The sequence below is a fragment of the Salinicola sp. CR57 genome (genome assembly GCF_003206585.1).
In the GTDB taxonomy this organism is placed as follows: domain Bacteria; phylum Pseudomonadota; class Gammaproteobacteria; order Pseudomonadales; family Halomonadaceae; genus Salinicola; species Salinicola lusitanus.
In genome coordinates, this window is sequence record NZ_PZJL01000006.1 from 370,061 (window position 1) to 392,508 (window position 22,448).

The following is a 22,448-nucleotide window of genomic DNA, read 5'->3' on the forward strand; positions in this document are numbered from 1 at the left end:
GATGCGCGTGGTCGTACATGGTAGCGAACTGGCCGCGGCAACCGCCGCCGCCGCATTGTGCTCGGTTGGGCATCAGGTTACCTGGATGCCACATGCCGAATTTCGCTGGGACAGCCTGGCGCGTGCCGACTGGCTGATCAGCGAGCCCGGACTGAAGGATCAGATTCTGGCGGGCGAGGAGTCCGGCCAGTTGGCGATCGTGGACGAGGTGCCGGCCGACGCCGATGCCGACGTCCATTGGCTGGCACTTTCCCCGGATCAACGCGAGTCGGCGGAGAGCTACGTCCGGCAGGTGCCGGGGCGCCAGAGCACGCCTCTGATCATCGTCAACAACTCCACCTTCCCGGTAGGCCAGACGGAGAAACTCGAAGCGCTGCTGGGTCACGCCGGCCAGGTGGCCGTGGCGCTGCCCGACCGCATCGAGGAAGGGCGTGCCTGGGAAACGTTCACCCGCCCCGCGCATTGGCTGCTGGGGAGCGAGGACGAATGGGGAACCCAGCAGATACGCGAGCTGTTGCGGGCCTTCAATCGGCGCCACGAGGTGTTCCAGTTGATGCCCAGGCGTGCCGCCGAACTGACCAAGCTGGCCATCAACGGCATGCTGGCGACACGGATCAGCTTCATGAACGAGCTGGCAGGCCTCGCCGACTCGCTCGCCGTGGACGTGGAGTATGTGCGCCAGGGGATGGGGGCCGATACCCGTATTGGCTTCGAGTATCTCTATCCCGGCTGTGGCTTCGGCGGTCCCAACTTTTCGCGGGACCTGATGCGTCTGGCCGACGTCCAGCACTCGACCGGGCGGGAATCCCATCTGCTGGAGCACGTCCTCGACATCAACGAAAGCAAGAAAGAGACGCTGTTCCGCAAGCTCTGGAACCACTTCAAGGGAGAACTGGAAGGCCGCACCGTAGCCATCTGGGGCGCCGCCTTCAAACCCGGAACGGCGCGGATCGATCATGCCCCGGTCCTGACGCTGCTGGAAGCGCTGTGGGCCCAGGGGGTCACGGTCAGGGTTCATGATCCGGCGGCACTGCATGCGCTGGGTGAACTCTATCCCGACCACCCGCAACTGATTTTGTGCGAGGGCGATTTCTATAGTGCTTGCGAAGGCGCCGATGCCCTGATGCTGGTGACGGAGTGGAAGTGTTACTGGAATCCGGATTGGCGCAGGCTACTGCAATCGCTGAAGACGCCGCTGATCCTGGACGGGCGCAACATCTACGATCCCTCTTACGTGGCTTCACGCGGACTGGTCTACCGCGGGATCGGCCGCCGCGCCTAGTCCCGTCCCCGGCGAGCGCCTGAATTCTGGCCCTTGGCCGGGGCTCAGGCGCTCGCCTCGATGTTGAGCTGCGCGTATTCCCAGTTCAAGTGGGGCCATAACGCATCGAAATAGTCGCCTCGGCGTTGAGGGTAATCGATCCGGTAGGCGTCCTCGTTCAGGACAATGGCCAGCAGGGGGGCCACTCCGGTGGGGCGCGCTCCAGTTGGCGAATGCCGCAGTTCCAGCTTGCCGTCGGCGTCGACCGCCAGCCAGGACCACCCCTCCGAAACATCCTGGATGCTGGCTCGCCATCGATACTGCAGTGCCCCGATACCGCCGAAGGCCTGGTCGATTCTCCGCGCCAGATCGTCGGGCACCGCGATGCTTCCGGCGCTGAGTCCATGCCAGAAGAACACCAGATTCCAGGCCTCCTGCGCGGATCGGCGGATCTCCTCCTCGTGGTGTTCGGCAAGGCTCGCCAAAGAGTGTTCGGGTAGCCTTGGCTCTCGAGCGTTGAGCGCATCGATATGGCGGCGATGGTAATGACTATAGAGCAGGTCGACCTGAGCCCGGGATACCTCGGGCTCCAGCGAATGGCGCTCGAATGGCAAGGCGGGCAGCTCGAATCGGTTAGCGAATTCAGGCATCTGGCTCATCGACGAGTAAAGGTGGAGAGGGCTACATTACGGCCTAGCGGGAGCGGACATGCTACCGCGATCGCACCCGCCATCGCCAACGACGCGCCCGCAGCCGCCAGTATCTTGCGAGCCGACCGCGGCCAAGTCTGGGCTTTGCAACGGCTTTCACGTAACGTGATCTCGTCAGCCGCCAGAGACCCGCATTTCGTGGCATAGTGGCGTCCATGGCTGACGCGTCGAAACCGGCTTCCAGGCTCCGGGACCTGGATGTCGAGCGTTGTTTCTGTTTTACGTACTATCCGCATCACTATTGGCAAGGTATACGACGGCAATGCCATCACAATCGGACGAGCATCGCACATCCCCATCCATCGTCCCAGATCGAGACGACATGACGACACGCCGCTCGGGAGCGGTGCATTATCAAGGTTCTTCCGGGCGCGGCCGACCCAGGGTGTGGCCGTTGTGGTTCCTCATCCTGCTGCTCATTGCCGGCGCGGCTGCGGGGGGGTGGCTGCTCTGGCAGCGGCTGGAGGCGCAGCACGCCCAGATCGACCGGCTCAACCAGCGTGTGGATGCGACCGGGTCGACCCTGGACGCTTCAGGGGAGAGTCTGCGGGCCGAATTCGATCGCCTGCGTGACCAGTTGGAGGCCACGCGAGCAGCAGTGGGAAGCCTGGAGACGAGGGTGGCGGATTCCCGGTCTAACGACCAGACGGCTCAGCAGATCGAGAAACTGCAGGATGCCGATCAAAACCTTCAGGGATTGATCGACGCGTTGCAATCCTCGCTCAGCGCCCTCGAAAGCACCGGCAAGGACGAGCGCGGCGCGATGGCTGCCAGGCTGGCCTCGCTCGAGAGTGACCAGAATCAGCAGGGCGATCGCCTCGATTCGATGGCCGACTCGCTCGATCAGCACCAGCAGGAGAACCAGGCACTTTCGAAGCAGCTCACGGCCTCGCTCGAGGAGTTGCGTCAGTCCCAGCAGGCGCTCTCTCGCCAGGTGGAGGGAGACGACTCGACCGATCTGGGTGCCGCTATCGCGGATCTGGAGTCTCGTGTCGAGACCCTGGCCCAGCAGGATGTGCCATCGACCGATGCCCTGAATCAGCTTCGTGGCTCGGTGACGGAACTTCGCCAGGGCCAGACGGCTCTTAATGCTGGTCTCGAATCGCTACGGTCACGGGTCGATGCACTGCCAACGGGGGCGAGTGCCGGCCAGATTCGCGAGCTCAAGGAGCGGCTGGGATCCCTCGAGGCCAGCCGTTCGCAATTGACGAGCCGCGTGGCCTCGTTGATCACGGACGTTTCCAACCTACAGCGCGGCGGAGGCTGATCTCATGCGGCAAGTCAAGGTCCTACGGATGGGACTCTTTTGCCTGGCGTTGCCCGCCGCGGGGCATGCCTGGGCACTCGGTGTGACGGTCAAGGGATTGAGCGGACCTCCGGCGGAGAACGTGGTCAACATCTTGTCCGAACTCGAACCCGACAGCCAGGCGACCCGGGAACGCTTGGACGGGGTGGTGAGGAACCGTGCCCAGCAGGCGCTACAGGCCTTTGGCTACTACAACGCCAAACTGGCCACCCATTATCCCGATGCGGACAATCGGCGGGTCGTGATCGATGTCGAGCCGGGCGAGCGCACCAAGATCACCCAGGTAGACGTCAAGCTGGAGGGCGACGCCAGGCAGGATGAAGCGTTCGAGGAGGTGATGCGCTCGAATCCGCTCAAGGTCGGCGACCCGCTGCTGCACTCTCGCTACGATGGTTTCAAGGGCAAGTTGTCGACCCTGGCGCTGGAGCGAGGCTACTTCAACTCTCGTTTCCGTCAACAACGAATCGAGGTGCGACCCTGGGAAGAGAGCGCCCGCATTTTTCTCGATCTCGATAGTGGTCCACGCTATCGTTTCGGGCACGTGCACTTCCGAGGGAGCCAGATCGAACCGCATCGGCTGCAAAACATGGTTCCCTTCGAACCTGGCGACCCGTATCTCGCGGGTGATCTCGCCACGCTCAACCAGAATCTCGGCCAGACCGACTGGTTTGCCGGCGTAGCGGTGCGCCCGCGCGTGAACGAGGAGGCCGCATCCACGGTCCCCAGCCAGTGGTGGAGTGAGTCGACCGGGCGCGATACCACCGCCGACCCGTCCAGTGTGCTCGGCGGGCCGGGGCTGAGCATGGCCCGCGAGTTGACCGACAGCCAGCCCACGGTGGTTCCGGTCGATGTCGAACTGACACCGGCCGACCGCCATCAGTTCGAGGTCGGTGTCGGCTACGCCACCGACGTGGGCCCGCGAACTCAGTTCTCCTGGACCATGCCCTGGCTAAATCGCTATGGTCACAGCCTGACCAACTCGCTCTATCTCTCTGCCCCCGAACAGCGCTTTTCGGGGGAGTACAGGATCCCGCTGGAGAACCCGCTGAGAGACAGCTACCGGGTTCGTTACGGGCTAAAGAATATCGACAACGAGGATACCAAGAGCTTCGAGAGCTCGGTGCAGTTGGCCCGCCACTGGGAGTTTTCCAACGGCTGGATCCAGGATCTCTACTGGCAGACCACCTACGAGGATTTCACCCAGGCCGATCAGAACGACGCGGTGCTGCTGCTCTATCCCGGCATCAGCTGGTCGCGAACGCGCAAACGCAACCCGATCTTCCCGAGCTGGGGCGACAAGCAGGAACTCACCCTGGAATGGTCCGACCCTTCGTGGGGGTCGGACGCCCGCTTCGTGCGCACCACCTTCAACTCCCAGTGGGTGCGGATGCTCGGCAGCGAGAACCGCTTCGTCGGGCGTATCGGTGGTGGTGCCATGGCGACCAACACCTTCGACAAGATCCCCCCCTCGCTGCGCTTCTTCGCCGGTGGCGATCAGAGCATACGCGGCTACTCCTACGAGAGCCTGTCACCGGAAAACGACGATGGCGAGCTGCTAGGCGGGCAGCACATGTTGACCAGCAGCATCGAGTATCAACGCCATCTGACCGGCAATTTCTGGAGCGCGACCTTCGTCGATACCGGCAACGCCTTCGACGAGTGGTGGCCCGATGAGCTCAAGACCGGCGCCGGCGTCGGCGTGCGCTGGATTTCACCCGTTGGGCCGATCCGTTTCGATATCGCCCACCCGTTTGACGACGAGGAGGACTCTTGGCGTCTTCATTTCTCCATCGGACCGGAGTTCTGATTCGGCTACTGCTGTTCCTGATCCTGTGGCTGCTGGGTCTGGTTCTAACGCTGGCCGGGTTGGGATTGTCCCCCTGGGGTAGCCAATGGCTGTTCGAGCAGGCCCAGTCAAGAGGCTGGGTCGAGGCGCAACGTTTCGAAGGCGCGCCGCTCGACGAGTTGACCGTCGACGGTCTGCGCCTGTCTGCCGGTGCATTGGACCTGTCCGTGGATCATCTCCACTTGGCTTGGGCGGACGACTGCCTGCTCAAGGGACGGGTTTGCCTGGACGATCTGACGATCACGGGGGCGCGAATTCGACTGGGTGAGAGCGAATCGCAACCGACCCCCGAGCCGGGTGCGGCCCAAGGGGGTGGCATCCCGTCGATCTCCGTGCCGCTGCCCATCGAGATTCGCCAAGTGCGCCTGGACGACATCGGCATTCAGCTCGCCGACGGTACCAACGTGCACTGGGATCATTTCCAGACCGGTGCCGAGATGGCCGGCAACCACCTGAAACTGCTCCCAACGACCTTGGAGCGGACTCGCATTGCACTTCTCGAGAGCCCAGGCCTGACGCTGGCAACGCCCGACCTGGGCAGCGGCGTCTTGAGCCCGGATGCCATCGATGTGTCGGTCGCCATCAACACGGTCGATGGCGACAGCGCCAATGACGGCGGAGCCAAGGTCTCCACGCCGTTGACGGATGCCGCGGCGCTGGCCGCCGTTCCCGATGCCCCGGTCGCCATCGCGCTGACACCATTGACCCTGGCGGCGGCTGCCAACGTTGCCGACGGTAGTGCCGAGCAGACCGATGCGCGGGTTCAGCGCATCGAGCAGAGCCTGCGGGAGATCCGGGATCGGCTGCCCGATATCCAGCTGCCGCTGGAGGTCGAGATACCGGACCTGACGGTCAGCGACCTGCAACTCGAGGGACCGAGCCCGCAGCATCTCAACCGGTTGGCGCTGTCGGCCTCCGCGGTCGACCGCCGGGTCGAGATTCACCGGTTGATGGTGGATGCGCCCGATGGCCACGCCGAACTTACCGCCAGTGCCGAGCTGCAAGGGGATGTTCCGCTCTCGCTGTCGCTGCAGGGGCGCATTACCCGAGCGCCGATCTATGGCCAGACACTATCGCTCGACGCCAACGGCACCCTGGCCGACCTGGACATCCGGCTACGCACGGCCGGCAATGCCGAGGCCGCAATCGATGCGCGACTCCAGGCGTTCGCGCCAGGATTGCCGTTTTCGGTGAACGTCAATGCCAAGCGAGTGCGCTGGCCGCTGGCCGCGCGGCCCTTTGCGCCGCTCACCGATCTGGAAGGCGGACTCGATGAGGTCGCGATCCTGAGTGCCCGCGAGCTTCGCGGCATCAAGCCGGTCGAGCAGACCCCAGCGCAGTACCAGCTTGACCACCTGACGCTGGCTGTCGAGGGTCGACTCGACGACTATCGTGCCAGCGTCGACCTTGCCGGTCAGGGCGAGGGCCTGCCCCCGGTGACACTAAGTGTCGCCGGCGAAGGGGACCTCGATCATTTCCGCTGGCAACCGATGCGGCTGGCAGCCGAGGGCGGCCAGCTCAACAGCCAGGGGACGGTACGCTGGACCCCGGCTCTCTCGGCCAGCGTGAACCTGGATTTCGAGCAGCTTCCGCTGGAGGCGTTCACCCAGGCCGTGACAGGGCAATTGAACGGCCAGGCCCGTGCGGCCTTCGCCATGCGCGACGACGGCGGCTGGCAGCTGTCGGTGCCGCAACTGGCGATCGATGGCCGGCTGCAGCAGCGCGCACTCAAGCTGAATGCGCGTCTCGACGGCAACAGCGATAACCAGTGGGACATCCGCGCACTCGATTTTCGTCAGGGTGACAATCGCGTGACCGCCAGCGGCCGCGTCGACGACCATCTCGCTATCGATGGCCGGATCGATGCTCCGGCGTTGGGCACGATCTTGCCAGACCTGTCGGGGGCGCTGCGCGGCCAGTTCCAAGGGCGCGGCACGCTGGCGAGGCCGCAGATCACGGTCGACCTGCAAGGCAGCAATGTTGGATACGCGGAGAACCGTCTCGAGCAGTTGGTGCTGAAGGCCAACTCCACCGGTACGCAGGACCCGCAGTTCGACGTCAACTTGAACGCCAGCGGCGTCCAGGCCGGCGGACAGCAGCTTCGGAGCGTCGATCTGGACCTCCAGGGGCGACTGTCGCGACATCAACTGGCACTCGACGTCAGTGGCGGTGAGGGCCTACCGGTCTCGCAGGCCTCGGTGAGGTTGCAGGGTGGCCTGGACAGCGCGTTCCAGAACTATCGGGGAGCATTCTCCCGGCTCTCGGCATCGACCGACTACGGCGACATCGCCCTGCGCGACTCGCTGGACTTCAGCGCCAACCTGACCAACGCCAGTGCGACGATCTCGCCGTTCTGTCTCGATCGCCAGCAGGGCGGCGCGCTCTGCCTGACCGAGCGCATGAACGCGTCGGCCGCGCAGGGGCGCGCTGCGCTCTCGATCGATGACGTCCCGATGGCGCTGCTCAACGATTTCATGCCGAGCGGGTGGCAAGTCGATGGCCAGACCGGCGGCAACGTGGTTGCCAGCTGGTCACGCGGCGGCCAGGCCTGGGCCGCCACGGCCGATATCGATAGTCGCATCGATGTCAGCGGTGTCGACGCGAGGGGGGCTCCCTGGCAAGTGCCGGCGGCGACGATCTCTCTGTCGCTGGACGCCGACCAGCAGCGAGCCCAGACGCAACTCGACCTCCAGTTGGAAGATGCCGGGCAGGTGCAGTTGCAGGCTCGGATCGACGATCCGGCGGGGCAAGGCAACCTGCAGGGGCGTCTGCAGATGAGCGACCTTCGCTTCAGTCCCTATCGGCCACTGATATCCGGGATCGACCAGTTGGAGGGCGCCATCAATGGCGACGTGTCGCTGGGTGGCACGGTGGCGATGCCGGCCCTGAATGGCAACGTTACGATCGACGGCGTCAGGGTCAAGGGCGGCGTATCTCCGGTGGCGGTGACCGATGGACAACTGACGCTGGCACTGCGGGGCCAGTCATCGACACTGCAAGGCTTCGTTCAGAGTGAGGATGGCCGGCTCGACCTGACCGGCGACGCCAATTGGCAGCAGCCCGAAGAGTGGAGGGCCAATGTCGATATCGATGGTACCCAGTCTCCGCTCATGGTCGCGATGCCGGCCTATGGGCGTCTGCGGATAGCGCCGGACCTGCAGATTCGGGCGATGCCACAGCGCTTGCAGGTTCGGGGCGACGTGAGCGTACCGTGGGCACGCCTGGAGATCGGCCAGATTCCCTCGTCCGCCCAGGCGCCCAGCAGCGACACCGTCGTGATTACCGAGGAGGAGGACCGGCAGCAGCAGGCCGCTGCCGCCGCCCGCCAGAACGACGAGGGTGCCGGCACTGCCCAGGCTCTGGCCGATGCGGGGATGCAGCTCGACGTTCGGGTCAATCTGCACCTGGGGCCCGACATGAAGTTGGAGGCCTATGGGCTGGAAGCCGGCCTGCGGGGCGAACTTCAGGTCCGCCAGGGCACCGGCCCGGTTCAGTTGTATGGCGATGTAAACCTGGTCGATGGTACCTACACCTCCTTCGGCCAGGATCTCATCATTCGGCAGGGCCAGGTGCTGTTCAGCGGGCCAGCGTCGCAGCCAAGCCTGCAGTTCGAAGCCATCCGCAACCCGGATACCACCGAAGACGATGTGATCGCGGGCTTGCGGGTGACGGGCTCCGCTTCCGCGCCGCGCCTGACGATCTTCTCCGAGCCGGCGATGACCGAGAGCCGGGCGCTCTCCTACATCCTGAGAGGCCGGGCACCCGAGGACTCGGGTAGTGGAGACGACGCCCTGACCTCGGCGCTGATCGGACTCTCGCTTTCGCAGACCGGCAGCGCCGTGGGTCAGGTAGGCCAGGCGTTCGGCGTTCAGGACCTGAGCCTCGATGCCTCGGGATCGGGCGACGACAGCCAGGTCGTGGTCAGCGGCTACGTCTTCGACGACTTGAAGGTAAGCTATGGCGTCGGCATATTCTCTCCCATCGCCGAGCTGACCCTGCGTTACCGCCTGATCCAGAATCTGTACCTGCAGGCCGTTTCCGGGGCGGCGCAGGCCGTCGATCTGATCTACACCTTTAGCCTGGGTCGCGCCAACAGCCGTTGACCCGCTCAATCGACACGTCCGGCGTGCGCCCTCAGCGCACGCCGGCCTCGATCATTCGGAGGCAAGCCATGTTTCAACGACGTTCCGATTCACTGCCGACCGCGGAGACAGCGCTGCCGGGCCGCGACACCCCCCTCGAAATCCGCGGAGAACATCTGCTCACTGGCGTCTCGATGCTGCCGCCTTTCCCGGCCGGCACCGAGCAGATCGTGCTGGGGCTCGGGTGCTTCTGGGGCGCCGAGCGGCTGTTCTGGGAGTTGGATGGCGTGACCGTCACGGCGGTGGGTTATGCCGGCGGGATCACGCCCAATCCGACCTACGAAGAGACCTGTACCGGGAAGACCGGGCATGCCGAAGTCGTGATGGTCGTCTACGACCCGTCGCGGATCACCCTCGAGTCGCTGCTGGGCACGTTCTGGGAAGCCCATGATCCGACCCAGGGTATGCGTCAGGGCAACGATCTCGGTACCCAGTACCGTTCGGCGATCTACACCACCAACGAGTCGCAGCGAGCGACGGCGGAGCAGAGCCGAGACGAATACCAGGCAGCGCTGCGGTCGCAGGGGCTCGGAACGATCACCACCGAGATCCGCCCGCTGGAGACGTTCTATTATGCCGAGGAGTATCATCAGCAGTATCTGGCCAAGAATCCCAACGGCTATTGTGGCTTGAAGGGAACTGGCGTGACCTGCCCGATCCCGGCTTGACCGGGAGCCGGGCGCCATCCTCCGACAGCCGCCCTCCGGCGCCGCTGTCCACCGGTTCTACGGATAGGGCAGGTGAGAGGGCGTCGCTCGCTCGAGTTGGCGTGGCGCCCACTGTCGCAACTGTTGCTCGATGCGGCGCGTCAGCCAGGAGCGAAGGCGTCCACCGCGTCGCTCCACGTAACCGACATGTCCGCCATGACGGGCGATCTCGACCCGGACCGATGGCGAGGGTGGCGGTAGCCGCGAGAACAGGTCTCCCGGCATGAATGGGTCGTCTGCCGCATGCAGGATCAATGTCGGCAGCTCGATCTCGCCCAGCAGCGGGCCAGCCGATGCCCGGCGATAGTAGTCGCTCGCGGAACGGAATCCATGCAGCGGGGCGGTAACGTCATTGTCGTAGGCCCAGAAACTGTTCAGCCGACGAATCTGGCCCGCGTTGATCTTGAGCGGCAGCGGCGTCGTCTGTAGCCGGGTCAGCACCTTGTGCTTGAGCTGGCGCAGCAGATAGCGTTGATAGAGGCGGGAGATGCCGCGGTTGAGGGTGTCCGCGCTCGCCGCCAGATCCAGCGGCGCATTGATCGCGATGGCCCCCGCCAGCGGCAGGCCGTCGCCCCCCTGTTCGGCAACCAGTTTCAGCAGCATGTTGGCACCCAGCGAAACGCCGGCGGCCACCATCAGCGCCTGGGGATAGCGCTGTGCCAGTTGCCCCACGATCCAGTACGCATCGGCGGTATCACCGGAATGGTAGGCCCGCGGCAGTCGATTGGGTGTCTGCCCGCAGCCGCGAAAATGCATCAGCACGGCGCGCCATCCCATTGCCGCCGCCGCGTGGAGCAGCTCGCGGGCATAGGGGGAGTCGAAGGATCCCTCCAGGCCGTGAAACAGCAGGAATATCGGCGCATCGTCTCGCGATGGGGCCGGCCGAGCCCAGGCCAGCTCCACGAAATCGCCATCCGGCAGATCGACGATTTCGGTCTCTCGCGCCAGCTTTCGCCCGGGCAGGATCCGGGGCAGCAGCGTCTGAACGTGGGCGTTGCGCAATCCCGCCGGCGCCCGGAAGTCGGCCGCTACGATCGTGCTTGCCATGGCGAGCTCAGCCCTCGACGACGGATGTGCCCTGGGTCAGGTTGTCGTGACCATCGGTAGTGATGATCACGTTATCCTCGATACGGATGCCGCCATGATCCTGCAGGCGATCGATGGCTGCCCAGTCGACCGCGTCGCGCTGGGCACCGTCCCGGAACGGCTCCAGCAGCATCGGGATCACGTAGAGTCCGGGCTCGATGGTAACGACCATGCCGGCATCGAGCGTTCGTGTCAGGCGCAGGGCTGGGTCCTCCGCCGGCGGTGGCAGCGGCGTTCCCCGGTCATCGCGCTGGCGCCCAGCCACGTCGTGAACCTGAATTCCCAGGCTGTGCCCCAGCCCATGGGGGCAGAACGCCCGGGTCAGGCCGCACGCTACCGCGGCCTCGGCGCTGAGCGTGACCAGGCGAGTCTCCACCAGCAGCTCGGCCAGATGGCAGTGCATTTCCCGATGCAGATCGACGAACGACAGGCCCGGGGAGAGGCGGGCAATGAGTCGCTGTTGATAGTCGATGACGCCCTCGAGGAGGCGCTCGAATAGTGGGTCGGCGTGGGTGGATGCCCAGGTACGGGTGATGTCCGCCGCGTAACCGGCATGGGCATGTCCTGCGTCGACCAGCAGCGAACGCGGCATCTCGGGCGCTTCCAGGTCGTAGTGCTGATAGTGAAGGGTACCGGCATGGTGATTGATGCCGATGATGTTCTGGTAGGGAACCTGGGATTCGCGCTGACGGGTCGCGGCAAGGTAGGCGAGCTGGATGTCGAGTTCGCCGGCACCATCGGCGAAGGCGGCACGGGCCGCCTCGTGGCCCGCCAGGGCCCACTGGTTGGCGACGAACAGGCAATGACGTTCGTGATCGTCCTTGCGCATGCGGAGTTCGTCCAGTGCCGCCAGCAGTGCCGGTGGGTTGAGTTCGGCGCCCAGTGGCATCGCCGAGGCATCCACGTTGCCGATCACCGCCAGTCGCCGTGCGGAGATCTGGCGCGGCGGCGGCCAGCCGATGTCACGTAACGGCTCCAGCGTCATCATCTGTGCCAGCACGCCCGTCGGCGCCGGCGTCGAGAGATGCCAGAAGTCCGCCGGGGCGTAGTAATACCAGCGGGGCATGCTGCCTGGCTGGATCAACAACCAGTCATGCTGGTGGTGGCTCGCACCGGTCCAGTGGACGAAGTGTCCATAGCTCCTGAAAGAGGCCTCCTGATCGTCGGCAAAATGAACGCCGGCATGGCCGCTGTAGATGAGCACGGCGTCGAACCCCTGAGTGGCCAGGATGTTGGCGTAGGCAGCCTCCAGGCGTTCCAGATGGTTGCGTTGGCGTGTCTCGGCGCTAGCGGTTTGAGAGCTCATGGCGCGTGTCCTGTCGTTGACGTTGTCATCGAGCCGGTGGTGAGCTGCTGCAGCAGCCCCGGCAGTGAGGGGTGACGGCTATCGTGACGAAAATAGAGGCGCAGCGACAGCGGCACGTCCCAGCGCTGATCGCCGGCCCGGGTCAGCTCGCCGGCCTCGAGTAGGTGGCGAACGGTGCGCCAGGGTAGCCATCCGAGCCCGTAGCCCTGCTGCACCAGTTCGCGAATGTTGGACGTCTGGATGTTTTCGTTGAGCGTGGCCAGGTGGACTTCCTGTCGCGAACGACCCCAATGCGCCTGCAGCGCCGCCGCGATCAGGCCGCTGGGGTGATAGGCGATGTGCGGTACCGGCTCACGCTTGCTGCCCGGCAGCATGAAGCGCGGTTGGCCGTCGAGATTGGCCAGGCTGACGGGCACCAGTCGCTCTTCACCGATCTCGAGATAGCGTACGCCCCCGAGGTCGAGGTCCAGCGCCGTGCGGCTCTCCGGCCAGTAGCACAGCGCCAGATCCACCTCGCCGCGTTCGAGCGCCTGGAAATATTCCCCGATCAGCCAGCTCGTGGCTCGCAGGTAAGGCTCCACCTGGGCATGAAGGGCGTGGGCCTCCAGCCAACCCGGGACGAAATGCGTGATCAGACTCTGCGGCGCAGCGAGCTTGATGCGGCGGGCGTCTTCATGGCCGAGGTTCTTCAGTCGCTCCCGTGTCACCCGCACCCGCTCGGTGATCTGCTGACACAGGATCAGGAACTCCTCGCCGGCCGGAGTCAGGCTGAGCGGCAGCGTCTGGCGGTTGATCAGCGTCGTCCCCATCGACTCTTCGAGCAGTTTGATGCGTCGCGAGAAGGTCGGCTGGGTGACGTTCTGCTGATCGGCAGCGCGTGAGAAATGACGCGTTTCGGCCAGGACGATGAAATCCTCTAGCCAACGTAGTTCCATGGCTTTCTCTATCGTGGATCCTGCTGTTGCGAGGCACCGGGCGGCGTGTTGGCATAGCGTGGCGTCGATCCGGGACAGCCTACCCGATGGGCCCGGGGCCGCCTATTGGGGACCATCATCAGATTCGGCCCTCCTCGACGGCATGGCAGGCGATCCGATGGCCCTCGGAGAGTGTCTGTGGCGATGGACGCTCGCGCTGACAGCGGCTATTGGCGTGCGGACAGCGGGCGCGAAACACACAACCGCTCGGCGGCTCGATCGGCATCGAGGTCTCACCGTTCAGGCGCAATGGCGGGGCGTGCCCATCCTGCAGCCTGGGGCTCGCCGCCAATAGCGCTCGGGAGTAGGGATGCCGGGGATTGGCGAACAGCGTATCGGCGTCTGCCAGCTCGCAGATCGTGCCCAGGTACATCACCGCGACTCGGGTGGCGAAATGCTCGACGACCGCCAGATCGTGGGTGATCAACAGATAGGTCAGGCGACGTTCCGCCTGGGCGTCCATGAGCAGGTTCAGGATCTGGGCCTGCACGGAGACGTCCAGGGCGGAGACGGGCTCGTCGGCAATGATGAACTCCGGGTTCACGCTGAGGGCCCGGGCGATGGCGATACGCTGTCGTTGGCCGCCGGAGAACTCGTGCGCAAATCGCTCGCTCCAGCCAAGGTCGATCCCCACGTCGGCCATCAGCGCATCGGCGCTGGCGCGCACCCGGGCGCGAGACCAGTCGGCGTGGTGAAGGCGAATGGGCTCCTCGAGCGCCTGGCGTACCGTCAAGCGAGGATTGAGCGAGGCAAAGGGGTTCTGAAAGATCATCTGCAAGCGCCGACGATAGGGTCGCCACTGACTCGCCGTCAGATGATCGACACGCTGGCCGTCGTAATGCACTTCGCCGCTGCAGGGGGCCAGCAGCCCCGTGATCAGACGCGCCAGGGTCGACTTGCCACATCCCGATTCGCCCACCACGCAGAGCGCATCGCCACGCTGAATCTCCAGATCGACACCGTTGACCGCATGAATTCGTTGACGTCGCCAGGCGCGGGAGCGCTTGTCGAATCGCCAAGGCAACAGGCGTTCCGGATGCAGCGCGAAGCGCTTGCTGAGCCCTTGGACCCTGAGCAGCGGCGTCGGCGCGTCGGCGGCACGACCCAGCGTCTGCAGCGAATCGGCCGGTGTCATGTTGCCTCCTCCTCGATGGGCAGGGTGGCTATCAGTTCCCGCACCCAGTGGCAGGCGACCTGGCTCTCGCCGGAGACGACGGCCTCGGGAACCCGTTCGCTGCAATCCCGGCGAGGCTGGCCCTGGGGCGTGAGGCGGTAGCGACAGCGTGGATGGAAGGCGCATCCAGCCGGCACCTGGGAAAGACTCGGCATGTTGCCGGGAATCTGGGCCAGTGGCTGCCGGGGTAGTGCCATCTGGGGCAGGGCGTTGATCAAGCCCTGGGTGTAGGGGTGCTGGGCGTCGTTGATGATCTCTCGCGTCGGCCCCTGCTCGACGATGCGGCCCGCGTACATCACCAGCAGCCGCTGCGTCAGCCGACCGATGACCCCCAGGTCATGGGAGATCACGATCAGGCCGACATTGTGTTTCTCGCACAGGTGCTTGAGCAGGGCGATGATCTCCGCCTGGATGGTGACATCGAGCGCGGTGGTGGGTTCGTCGGCGATGATGATGTCGGGGTCGAGCAGCAGGGCGATGGCGATGACGACCCGCTGACAGAGACCACCGGACAACTGGTGCGGATACTGCGCCAGGCGTTGCTCGGGAGACGACACCTGGACCTGGCGCAGCTTGTGCAGGGCCACGCTCCTGGCGCGACGGGAGGAGATCCGACGGTGCGCCTTCAGGCTCTCGATCATCTGCTGGCCGATGGTCAGCACCGGATTGAGCGTCGTCAGCGGATCCTGGAAGATCATCGCCACCCGGTTACCCCGGATCCGGCGCAGCTGGCGATCGGACAGCTGGGTCAGTTCCTGCCCCTCGAAGCGAACCTGGCCCCGGGCGATACGTCCCGGGCGGGAGAGCAGTCTCAGCAGGCTGAAGGCGAGCACCGACTTGCCGGCGCCGGATTCGCCCACGATTCCCAGCCGCTCGCCGCGATCCAGCGCGAAGCTCACGTCGCGCACCGCGCGGATCTCGCCGTGCCTCAACGGAAAACGCACATCGAGATGCTCCACTTCCAGCAGCGCCATGCCCTTAACCCTTGTAGAGACGGGGATTCATCGTATCGCGCAACCAGTCCCCCAGCAGGTTGACGACCAGCACCAGCAGCACCAGAAACAGGCCGGGCAGCAGCGTGATCCACCAGGAGCCGGACTGCAGGTAGTCGAACCCGGACTTGATCAGCGACCCCAGCGACGGCTCGGTCTCGGGCATGCCCAGGCCCAGAAACGACAGCGCCGCTTCGGCCATGATGGCGTTGGCGATCTGGACCGTGGAGAGCACCAGGATCGGCGAGAGGGTATTGGGCAGAATGTGCCGCCACATGATGCGGTAGCTGGAGAAACCCAGCACTCGGGCCGCCTCGACGTACTCCTTGCTTTTCTCCGCCAGCACGCTGGCCCTCACCGTGCGGGCATACTGCGGCCACTCGCTCAGCCCGATGATCGTGATCAGGATCGCGATGCCATAATCGCCGTAGAACGCGCCGCCAAAGGCCGCCTTGACCACGGCACCGACGACGATGGCCATCATCAGGGTCGAGAACGATAGCTGGATATCGGCCATCCGCATCAGCAGCGCGTCGACGACACCCCCTCGATAGCCCGCAAGCAGGCCCAGCGCCGTCCCCAACAGGGATTGAACGAGCACCGCTCCGAAGCCGATCGCCAGCGAGACGCGAGCGCCGTACAGCATGGTCGACAGCAGATCCCGCCCCTGGGCATCGGTACCCAGCGGGTGGCCAGGCTCACTGCCGACGATCCAGAACGGGGGCAGCTCGGAATCGAGCAGGTTGATCTGGGCCAGGTTGTAGGGATTGCTCGGGGCGATCCACGGGGCCAGCAGCAATCCGATCATCAGCAACCCGAACAGCAGCAGACAGATCTGGGCGCGCCGGTCTCGCTGCAGCCGGTAGAGAAAATAGGAGTCGCGGAAGCGGCGCCATGTCGTGGATAGGGAGCCGTTCTCGAAACTCATGCGGGCCTCCCGCCCAGCGTTACCCGTGGATTCAGGGCCCGGTAGAGCAGGTCGACGAGGGTATTGGTCACCACGAACATCAGCCCGACCACCATCAGGTAGGCAACGATCAGCGGCATGTCGGCTCGCTCGATGGCATCGAGGAACATCAGACCGGCGCCGGGCCACTGGAACACGGTCTCCGTCAGCAGGGTATAGGCCACCAGCGTACCGATCTGGACCCCGCCGAGGGTCACCACGGTCAGCAAGGTGTTCTTGAGCGCATGCAGGAAGTAGATCCGTGACGGTCGCAAGCCCCTGGCCCTGGCGTACTTCACGTAGTCCGACTCCAGCACTTCCAGCATTTCGGCATGAATGAGACGGACGAACAGCGGCAGCATGACGAACGCCAGGGAGAGGGCGGGAAGCAGCAGATAGAGAAGCCCCTGCCACGAGGCGAAGTTGGTGTACCAGACACCCCAGACGTGGACGGGGTTGCCTCGGCCGTAGGCCGGCATCCCGCCCTGGATGGAGAGCAACTGGTTGAGCCACTGCCCCCAGCCGGTATCCGTGGGAAACAGCGCCACCTGGACGCCGATCGAGAAGAGCTGGATCAGCACCATGGCGCTCAGGAAGACCGGTACCGAGATACCGATCAGCGATAGCCCCATCAGTCCCCGCGACAGCCAGCTGCGAGGCCGGATCGCGCAGAAGATGCCCATCGGTATCGACAGCAGCAGGGTGATCACCGCACTGGCGGCAACCAGCTCCAGGGTGGCCGGAAGGTAGCGCGCGATGACATGGAGTGCGGGCTCATGGAAGAAATAGGAGTTGCCGAAGTTCAACTTCACGGCGTCGCCGGCGAAATCCAGGTACTGCAGCCACAGCGGCCGATCCAGACCGAGCGAGTGTCGCAGTGCCGCCGACTCGGCGTCGGTCGCCGTCGGCCCCAGTAGCTGCCTAACGGGATCTCCCAATCCGTCCTGAATGGCGAATCCGATCAGGCTGATGACGAACATCACCGCCACGGCCTGCAACAGCCGGCGCATCAAGAAGAATATCATCGGGGCTGGACCACCACGTCACCCAGGTAGGGCATGTTCATCACGTTGAGCACCGGTGCAACATCGACGCGATCGGCCGCCGCCCAGGCGAGATTCTGCCAGTACAGAGGGATGAACGGGGCTTCGTCGTGAATCTCCTGCTCGGCCTGCTGTAGTAGCCGGGCTCGCGCCGCCGGCTGCATGGTGAGGTTTGCCCGCTTCACCAGCGCATCGATCCGTGGATTGCAGTACTCGCTGGCATTGTACTGACCGGCGCCGGTCTCGGCGTCGGGACAGAAGGTCAGGTACTCGAAGAAGTTGGCGGAGTCGCCGGTATCCGAATACCACCCCATCATCATCATGTCGGCCGCGCGGTTGTCGTACTCGGCCCAGTACTGGTTCTTGGGCAGGGTCTCGAACTCGACGGTGACGTTGATCTTGGCCAGCATCGCGGCGATCGCCAGCGCCACCTGGGCGGTCTGGGCATCGTTGACGTAGCGGTTGTTGGGCGCCATCAGGGTGACTGAGAATCCATCGCTATAACCAGCTTCGCGCATCAGCTCGCGAGCCTTGGCGAGATCGTGGCGCGGGATCAGCGTCGGGACATGGCCCTCGTATCCCTCGGGTGACATCTGGGCCGCGGGAGTCGCAAACCCCTTCAGCAGGCGCTCGGCGATGGCGGTCTGGTTGACCGCGTAGGCGAAGGCGAGGCGCACGCGCCGGTCGCGAAAGGCCGCTACCCGCTGCTCGTTGAGCTGCAGCATGGTGATGCGGGTGCCGGGCATGGTGACCAGCTTGACCCCTTCGGCGTGACGAAGTCGCTGGACTGCATTGAACGGGACCGGGGAGATGAAATCGACGTCGCCGGAGAGCAAGGCGGCGACGCGGGTGGCGTTCTCGGCGATGGGTGTCATCACCAGACGCTCGACATTGCCGGGGGAGTCGGTGTCCCAGTAGTCCGGGAACCGCTCGAACTCTATCCTGGCGCCGGGCTGGCGTTTCAAGACCTCGAAGGGACCGGTACCCGACAGGTGACTCGAGGCAAATGAATTGCCGTTCTTGACGATATCGCTCTTGTCGAGCCCCTCGGCCGAGGTGCCGGAGTAGAACTGACTGTCCATCGGGAAGATATAGGTCGCAAGGTTGAGCAATAGCGGGTAAGGCTGACGCGTTTCCAGGTCCACGGTGAACGCGTCCACGGCTTCTACCCGGCTTATCGGCGCGAAGATGGCCCGGAAGTCCGGGCTCCGCTGCAGCCGGTGCAGCGTCCAGACGACATCCTTGGCGGTGAACGCATTGCCGCTGTGGAAGGTGACGCCGTGGCGTAGATGGAAGCGCATGGTCGTATCGTCGAGCTGCTCCCAGCGGGTGGCGAGGCGAGGCTCGAAATCGAGCTCGCGATTCCAGCGAACCAGCGGATCGAAGGCCAGGTGCGACAGTTGAAGCATGCCAATGGAGAGCTGTTCGTGGATGTCCAGCGATACCGGGTCGGTATCGTAGGCGACCCTGAGCGTGATGGGGCTGTCGTCGGCCAGCGCGGCCCCCGTCGAGAGAGGCATCAGCAGCCCCCCGACCACCAGGCCGAGCAGGAACGTTGTGAGACGCATTGCGGGTTCCGCTATTGTTATTGAACGTCATTACCGGATCGATCGGGCTGAAACCGAGCCTGTCGATCACCACCTTACTGATGGATGGTCGGCCAGCCCAATCGAAATGTTGTTACGCGCCATTCAGTTGATGAATAGCGGCGGTGAACGCCGCGCCGCGACGGCCCAGGCCCGACGGAGAGCGATCAGCCCTGGGCGGGAATGGTCGGCTGGATACGGATGGTCCCGGTCTCATCGGCACGGGAGACGGTGCAACCCAGGTCGTTGACGCGGCCATCCTTGAGCCCGTAGACCCAGCCATGTACCGACAACGGCTGCTCTCGCTCCCACGCCCGCTGGATGATCTTGGTGCGACACAAGTTGGCGACCTGAAGCCGCACGTTGTGCTCACACAGACGGTCGACCCGCTCGTCCAGTGAGAGCGGCTCCATCTCCGGCCCGAGCTGCTGGTAGAGTTCGCTGACGCTGTTGAGCCAGTAATCGACGATGCCATGCTCGCCACCGGTGATCGCCGCCTTGACGCCGCCACAGCCGTAATGTCCCACGACCATGATGTGCTTGACCTTGAGCACGTCGACGGCGAACTGGATGACCGACAGCGCATTCATGTCATTGTGATAGATCAGGTTGGCGACATTGCGGTGAACGAACACCTCGCCGGGTGGCAGATCCACGATCTGATTGGCGGGCACTCGGCTGTCGGAGCAACCGATCCAGAGATAGTCGGGATTCTGCTGTTGAGAGAGTCGAGCGAAAAAGTTTGGATCGCGCAGCTGAATCCCGTCGGCCCAGTGCCGGTTCTGCTCGAGAAGAGTCTGGATATCGTTCATGACGGTAACCTGATAGTGGGGGGTGGACGAACCACTGGTTCGCGATCGAACCAGCGATTCTAGGCCATCCGTCGCCATTTTCGAAGTCGCCCGGTCGACCACGCGAGCGCCAGCCCCATAGCACCAAAGCATTTTCTATATCACACCGATAGCCTTGGCCTTTTCCGACGTCGACGCCGGGCTGGTATGATCGCCCCAACATTTTCTCGAGGAGTCTCACAGTGGCGAGTTACGATTACGACCTTTTCGTGATAGGAGCCGGGTCGGGGGGCGTCCGCGCTGCGCGTACGGCTGCAGCGACCGGCGCCAGGGTTGCCGTTGCCGAGGACCGCTATCTCGGTGGCACCTGCGTCAACGTGGGTTGCGTGCCGAAGAAGCTCTACTCCTACGCCGCGCATTTTCACGATGCTTTCGAGGATAGCCGCGGTTTCGGCTGGACGATTCCCGCATCACCGCAGTTCGACTGGGCCACGCTGCGCGACAACAAGATCGAAGAAATCAAGCGTCTCAACGGCATCTACGGCCGCTTGCTGGACGGCGCCGGTGTCAAGCTCATCAACGGTCGCGCCAAGGTCGTCGATGCCAACGCCGTCGAGGTCAACGGCGAGCGTATCACCGCCGAGAAGATACTGGTCGCTGTCGGCGGCTGGCCGTGGACACCGGAGTTCGAGGGAAGCGAACTCACCGTCAACTCCAACCAGGTGTTCGATCTCGACAGCTTCCCTCGACGCTTCCTGGTATTGGGCGGTGGCTATATCGCCGTCGAGTTCGCCAGTATCTTCAACGGGCTGGGGGCGGACACCCACCTGATCTATCGCGGCGAGCTGTTCCTGCGGGGATTCGACCAGGAGGTGCGCGAATTCACCCGTGACGAGATGGCGAAAAAAGGCGTCAACCTGCACTTCGAGACCAACATCGAACGCATTCGCCAGGTCGAGGGCGGACTCGAAGTGACATTGACCAACGGCGACCGGCTCGAGGTGGATGCGGTGCTGGCCGCCACGGGTCGCCGTCCGCATCTCGAGGGTCTGGGACTGGAAGCGCTCGGTGTCCAGCTCGACACCGACGGCACGCTCAAGGTCAACGAGCGTTTCGAGTCCTCCGTACCCTCGATCCTCGCGCTGGGAGACGTCACCGGAGGTCCCGAGTTGACGCCCGTCGCGCTGGCAGAAGCGATGCACCTGGTTCAACACCATTTCGGTAACAAGACGCCGCCGCCGCTCGACTACGAGAATATCGCGACAGCGGTGTTCTGCCATCCCAACATCGGTACTGTCGGTCTCTCGGAAGAGGAGGCTCGGGCCCGGTTCGATGCGATTCGCGTCTACAGCGCCGATTTTCGCCCGATGAAGCATACGCTTTCCGGCAGTGACGAGCGTTGCCTGATGAAGCTGGTGGTCGATGACGCCAGCGATCGCGTCGTCGGGGCCCATATGGTTGGCGACGAGGCAGGGGAGACCATTCAAGGTATCGCGATTGCCGTGCGCGCCCGCCTGACCAAGGCAGACTTCGATGTCACGGTGGGTATTCACCCGACCGCGGCGGAGGAGTTCGTCACCATGCGAAGCGTCACGCGACGCTGATCGCCTCGAATCGGCTGCCTTTCAATGACCGCCGCTGAGGCGGTCATTGTCGTTTCACGCCAGGACCGTCTGCCGGTCGCTCCCCCAGTGGTGGCACCGGAACCCGCTTTTCCGCACCCCTTGCATCGCTCGCGCTCGTACCGTTCTCAGCGAAGGGCCGTCTTTCGGTCGCTCTTCCAGGGTTTCCCGCTTTGCCACACCTTTTTCCGCTTCTCGTCTAGACTCAATAGCCAGAAGGCTAGAGCTACCCGTATAAATAATATTTATTGATTCAGCGCTGGAAAATAACCTGCCGTTTGAAGCATCTCCGGCACGCTGTTATCCTTGTTCCCACTTTCGCCATAATGATGATGACGATGACCAATCCCAACCCGGCGTTCACCCCTTCGGCAGATCTGGCACGACCGACGGTTGCCGATGCCGTCGTGGGCAAGCCAGACATGCCCTTGTTCATTCGCAAACCCACGACGGAAGACGGATGGGGAATCTATGAACTGGTGAAGGCTTGCCCGCCACTGGATGTCAATTCCGGATACGCCTATCTGCTGCTCGCGACCCAGTTCCGTGACAGCTGTGCCGTCGCCACGACGGAAGAGGGCGAAATCGTTGGGTTCGTTTCCGGCTACGTCAAGGCCGCCGCACCCGACATCTACTTCCTGTGGCAGGTCGCGGTGGGCGAGAAGGCACGCGGAACCGGCCTGGCGCGGCGCCTCGTCGAAGCCGTGCTGACCCGCCCGGAACTCGCCAGCCTGAATCATCTGGAGACCACGATCACCCCCGACAACCAGGCCTCGTGGGGATTGTTCAGGCGTCTTGCGGACCGCTGGCAGGCGCCGCTCATCAGCCGCGAATATTTTTCGACCGATCAACTGGGCGGCGAGCACGATCCGGAGAATCTCGTCCGAATCGGCCCGTTCGACCCGCAACGCATCTAGGGCGGATCTCGATCCGCACCTCATCACGCATCGCCAACC

The 22,448-nt window shown here is 64.2% G+C and carries 17 protein-coding genes; 7 read left to right on the forward strand and 10 right to left on the reverse strand.

Annotated elements, in window-relative coordinates:
• Position 1 precedes the first annotated feature (1 nt).
• Entirely contained in the window at positions 2–1,282 is a 1,281-nt protein-coding gene (locus DOM56_RS11720; protein WP_110708922.1) for a nucleotide sugar dehydrogenase, read from the forward strand.
• 44 nt (positions 1,283–1,326) lie between these two features.
• Here the strand turns inward: DOM56_RS11720 and DOM56_RS11725 are convergent, their stop codons facing one another.
• On the reverse strand, positions 1,327–1,911 hold the full coding sequence (locus tag DOM56_RS11725; protein WP_198655757.1) for a Fe-Mn family superoxide dismutase: 585 nt from the start codon (positions 1,909–1,911) through the stop codon (positions 1,327–1,329).
• A 382-nt stretch (positions 1,912–2,293) separates the two neighbouring features.
• Between DOM56_RS11725 and DOM56_RS11730 the strand changes: the two genes are divergently transcribed.
• From DOM56_RS11730 to msrA, 4 genes are all read left to right on the forward strand, one after another.
• Entirely contained in the window at positions 2,294–3,238 is a 945-nt protein-coding gene (locus tag DOM56_RS11730) for a hypothetical protein (protein WP_157958220.1), read from the forward strand.
• A gap of 4 nt (positions 3,239–3,242) precedes the next feature.
• Positions 3,243–5,084 (forward strand): autotransporter assembly complex family protein, encoded by a 1,842-nt coding sequence (locus tag DOM56_RS11735; RefSeq protein ID WP_110708928.1) that lies wholly within the window; start codon positions 3,243–3,245, stop codon positions 5,082–5,084.
• Positions 5,048–9,226 carry a translocation/assembly module TamB domain-containing protein gene (locus tag DOM56_RS11740; RefSeq protein WP_232822268.1) on the forward strand — a complete coding sequence of 1,393 codons (4,179 nt, stop codon included), beginning with the start codon at positions 5,048–5,050 and terminating at the stop codon, positions 9,224–9,226. The genes DOM56_RS11735 and DOM56_RS11740 overlap by 37 nt, the downstream gene beginning before the upstream one ends.
• A 68-nt stretch (positions 9,227–9,294) precedes the next feature.
• Positions 9,295–9,933: a peptide-methionine (S)-S-oxide reductase MsrA gene (msrA, locus tag DOM56_RS11745; protein ID WP_110708930.1), complete on the forward strand. Its 639-nt coding sequence runs from the start codon at positions 9,295–9,297 to the stop codon at positions 9,931–9,933.
• A 57-nt stretch (positions 9,934–9,990) separates the two neighbouring features.
• Here the strand turns inward: msrA and DOM56_RS11750 are convergent, their stop codons facing one another.
• The 9 genes from DOM56_RS11750 to DOM56_RS11790 form a co-directional block, all read right to left on the reverse strand.
• Complete coding sequence (locus DOM56_RS11750; protein WP_110708932.1) at positions 9,991–11,019, reverse strand: hydrolase; 1,029 nt, start codon at positions 11,017–11,019, stop codon at positions 9,991–9,993.
• Between the two features lie 7 nt (positions 11,020–11,026).
• Positions 11,027–12,364 (reverse strand): Xaa-Pro dipeptidase, encoded by a 1,338-nt coding sequence (gene pepQ, locus DOM56_RS11755; protein WP_110708934.1) that lies wholly within the window; start codon positions 12,362–12,364, stop codon positions 11,027–11,029.
• Entirely contained in the window at positions 12,361–13,299 is a 939-nt protein-coding gene (locus tag DOM56_RS11760; RefSeq protein ID WP_110708936.1) for a LysR family transcriptional regulator, read from the reverse strand. The genes pepQ and DOM56_RS11760 overlap by 4 nt, the downstream gene beginning before the upstream one ends.
• Positions 13,300–13,417: 118 nt before the next feature.
• The gene (locus DOM56_RS11765; protein WP_110708938.1) at positions 13,418–14,473 is read right to left on the reverse strand and encodes an oligopeptide/dipeptide ABC transporter ATP-binding protein; all 1,056 of its coding nucleotides are present in this window, start codon (positions 14,471–14,473) and stop codon (positions 13,418–13,420) included.
• Entirely contained in the window at positions 14,470–15,486 is a 1,017-nt protein-coding gene (locus tag DOM56_RS11770) for an ABC transporter ATP-binding protein (protein ID WP_110708940.1), read from the reverse strand. The genes DOM56_RS11765 and DOM56_RS11770 overlap by 4 nt, the downstream gene beginning before the upstream one ends.
• A gap of 4 nt (positions 15,487–15,490) precedes the next feature.
• On the reverse strand, positions 15,491–16,432 hold the full coding sequence (locus DOM56_RS11775; protein WP_110708942.1) for an ABC transporter permease: 942 nt from the start codon (positions 16,430–16,432) through the stop codon (positions 15,491–15,493).
• On the reverse strand, positions 16,429–17,475 hold the full coding sequence (locus tag DOM56_RS11780; protein WP_110708944.1) for an ABC transporter permease: 1,047 nt from the start codon (positions 17,473–17,475) through the stop codon (positions 16,429–16,431). Before DOM56_RS11780 ends, DOM56_RS11775 begins: the two co-directional genes overlap by 4 nt.
• On the reverse strand, positions 17,472–19,013 hold the full coding sequence (locus tag DOM56_RS11785; RefSeq protein WP_198655767.1) for an ABC transporter substrate-binding protein: 1,542 nt from the start codon (positions 19,011–19,013) through the stop codon (positions 17,472–17,474). Before DOM56_RS11785 ends, DOM56_RS11780 begins: the two co-directional genes overlap by 4 nt.
• Positions 19,014–19,246: 233 nt before the next feature.
• A complete protein-coding gene (locus DOM56_RS11790; protein ID WP_110709371.1) occupies positions 19,247–19,891 on the reverse strand; it encodes a carbonic anhydrase in 645 nt (214 codons plus the stop codon).
• A gap of 221 nt (positions 19,892–20,112) precedes the next feature.
• Between DOM56_RS11790 and gorA the strand changes: the two genes are divergently transcribed.
• Complete coding sequence (gene gorA, locus DOM56_RS11795) at positions 20,113–21,474, forward strand: glutathione-disulfide reductase (RefSeq protein ID WP_110708948.1); 1,362 nt, start codon at positions 20,113–20,115, stop codon at positions 21,472–21,474.
• A gap of 356 nt (positions 21,475–21,830) precedes the next feature.
• A complete protein-coding gene (gene ectA / locus DOM56_RS11800; protein ID WP_110599674.1) occupies positions 21,831–22,409 on the forward strand; it encodes a diaminobutyrate acetyltransferase in 579 nt (192 codons plus the stop codon).
• The last annotated feature ends 39 nt before the right edge of the window (positions 22,410–22,448 follow it).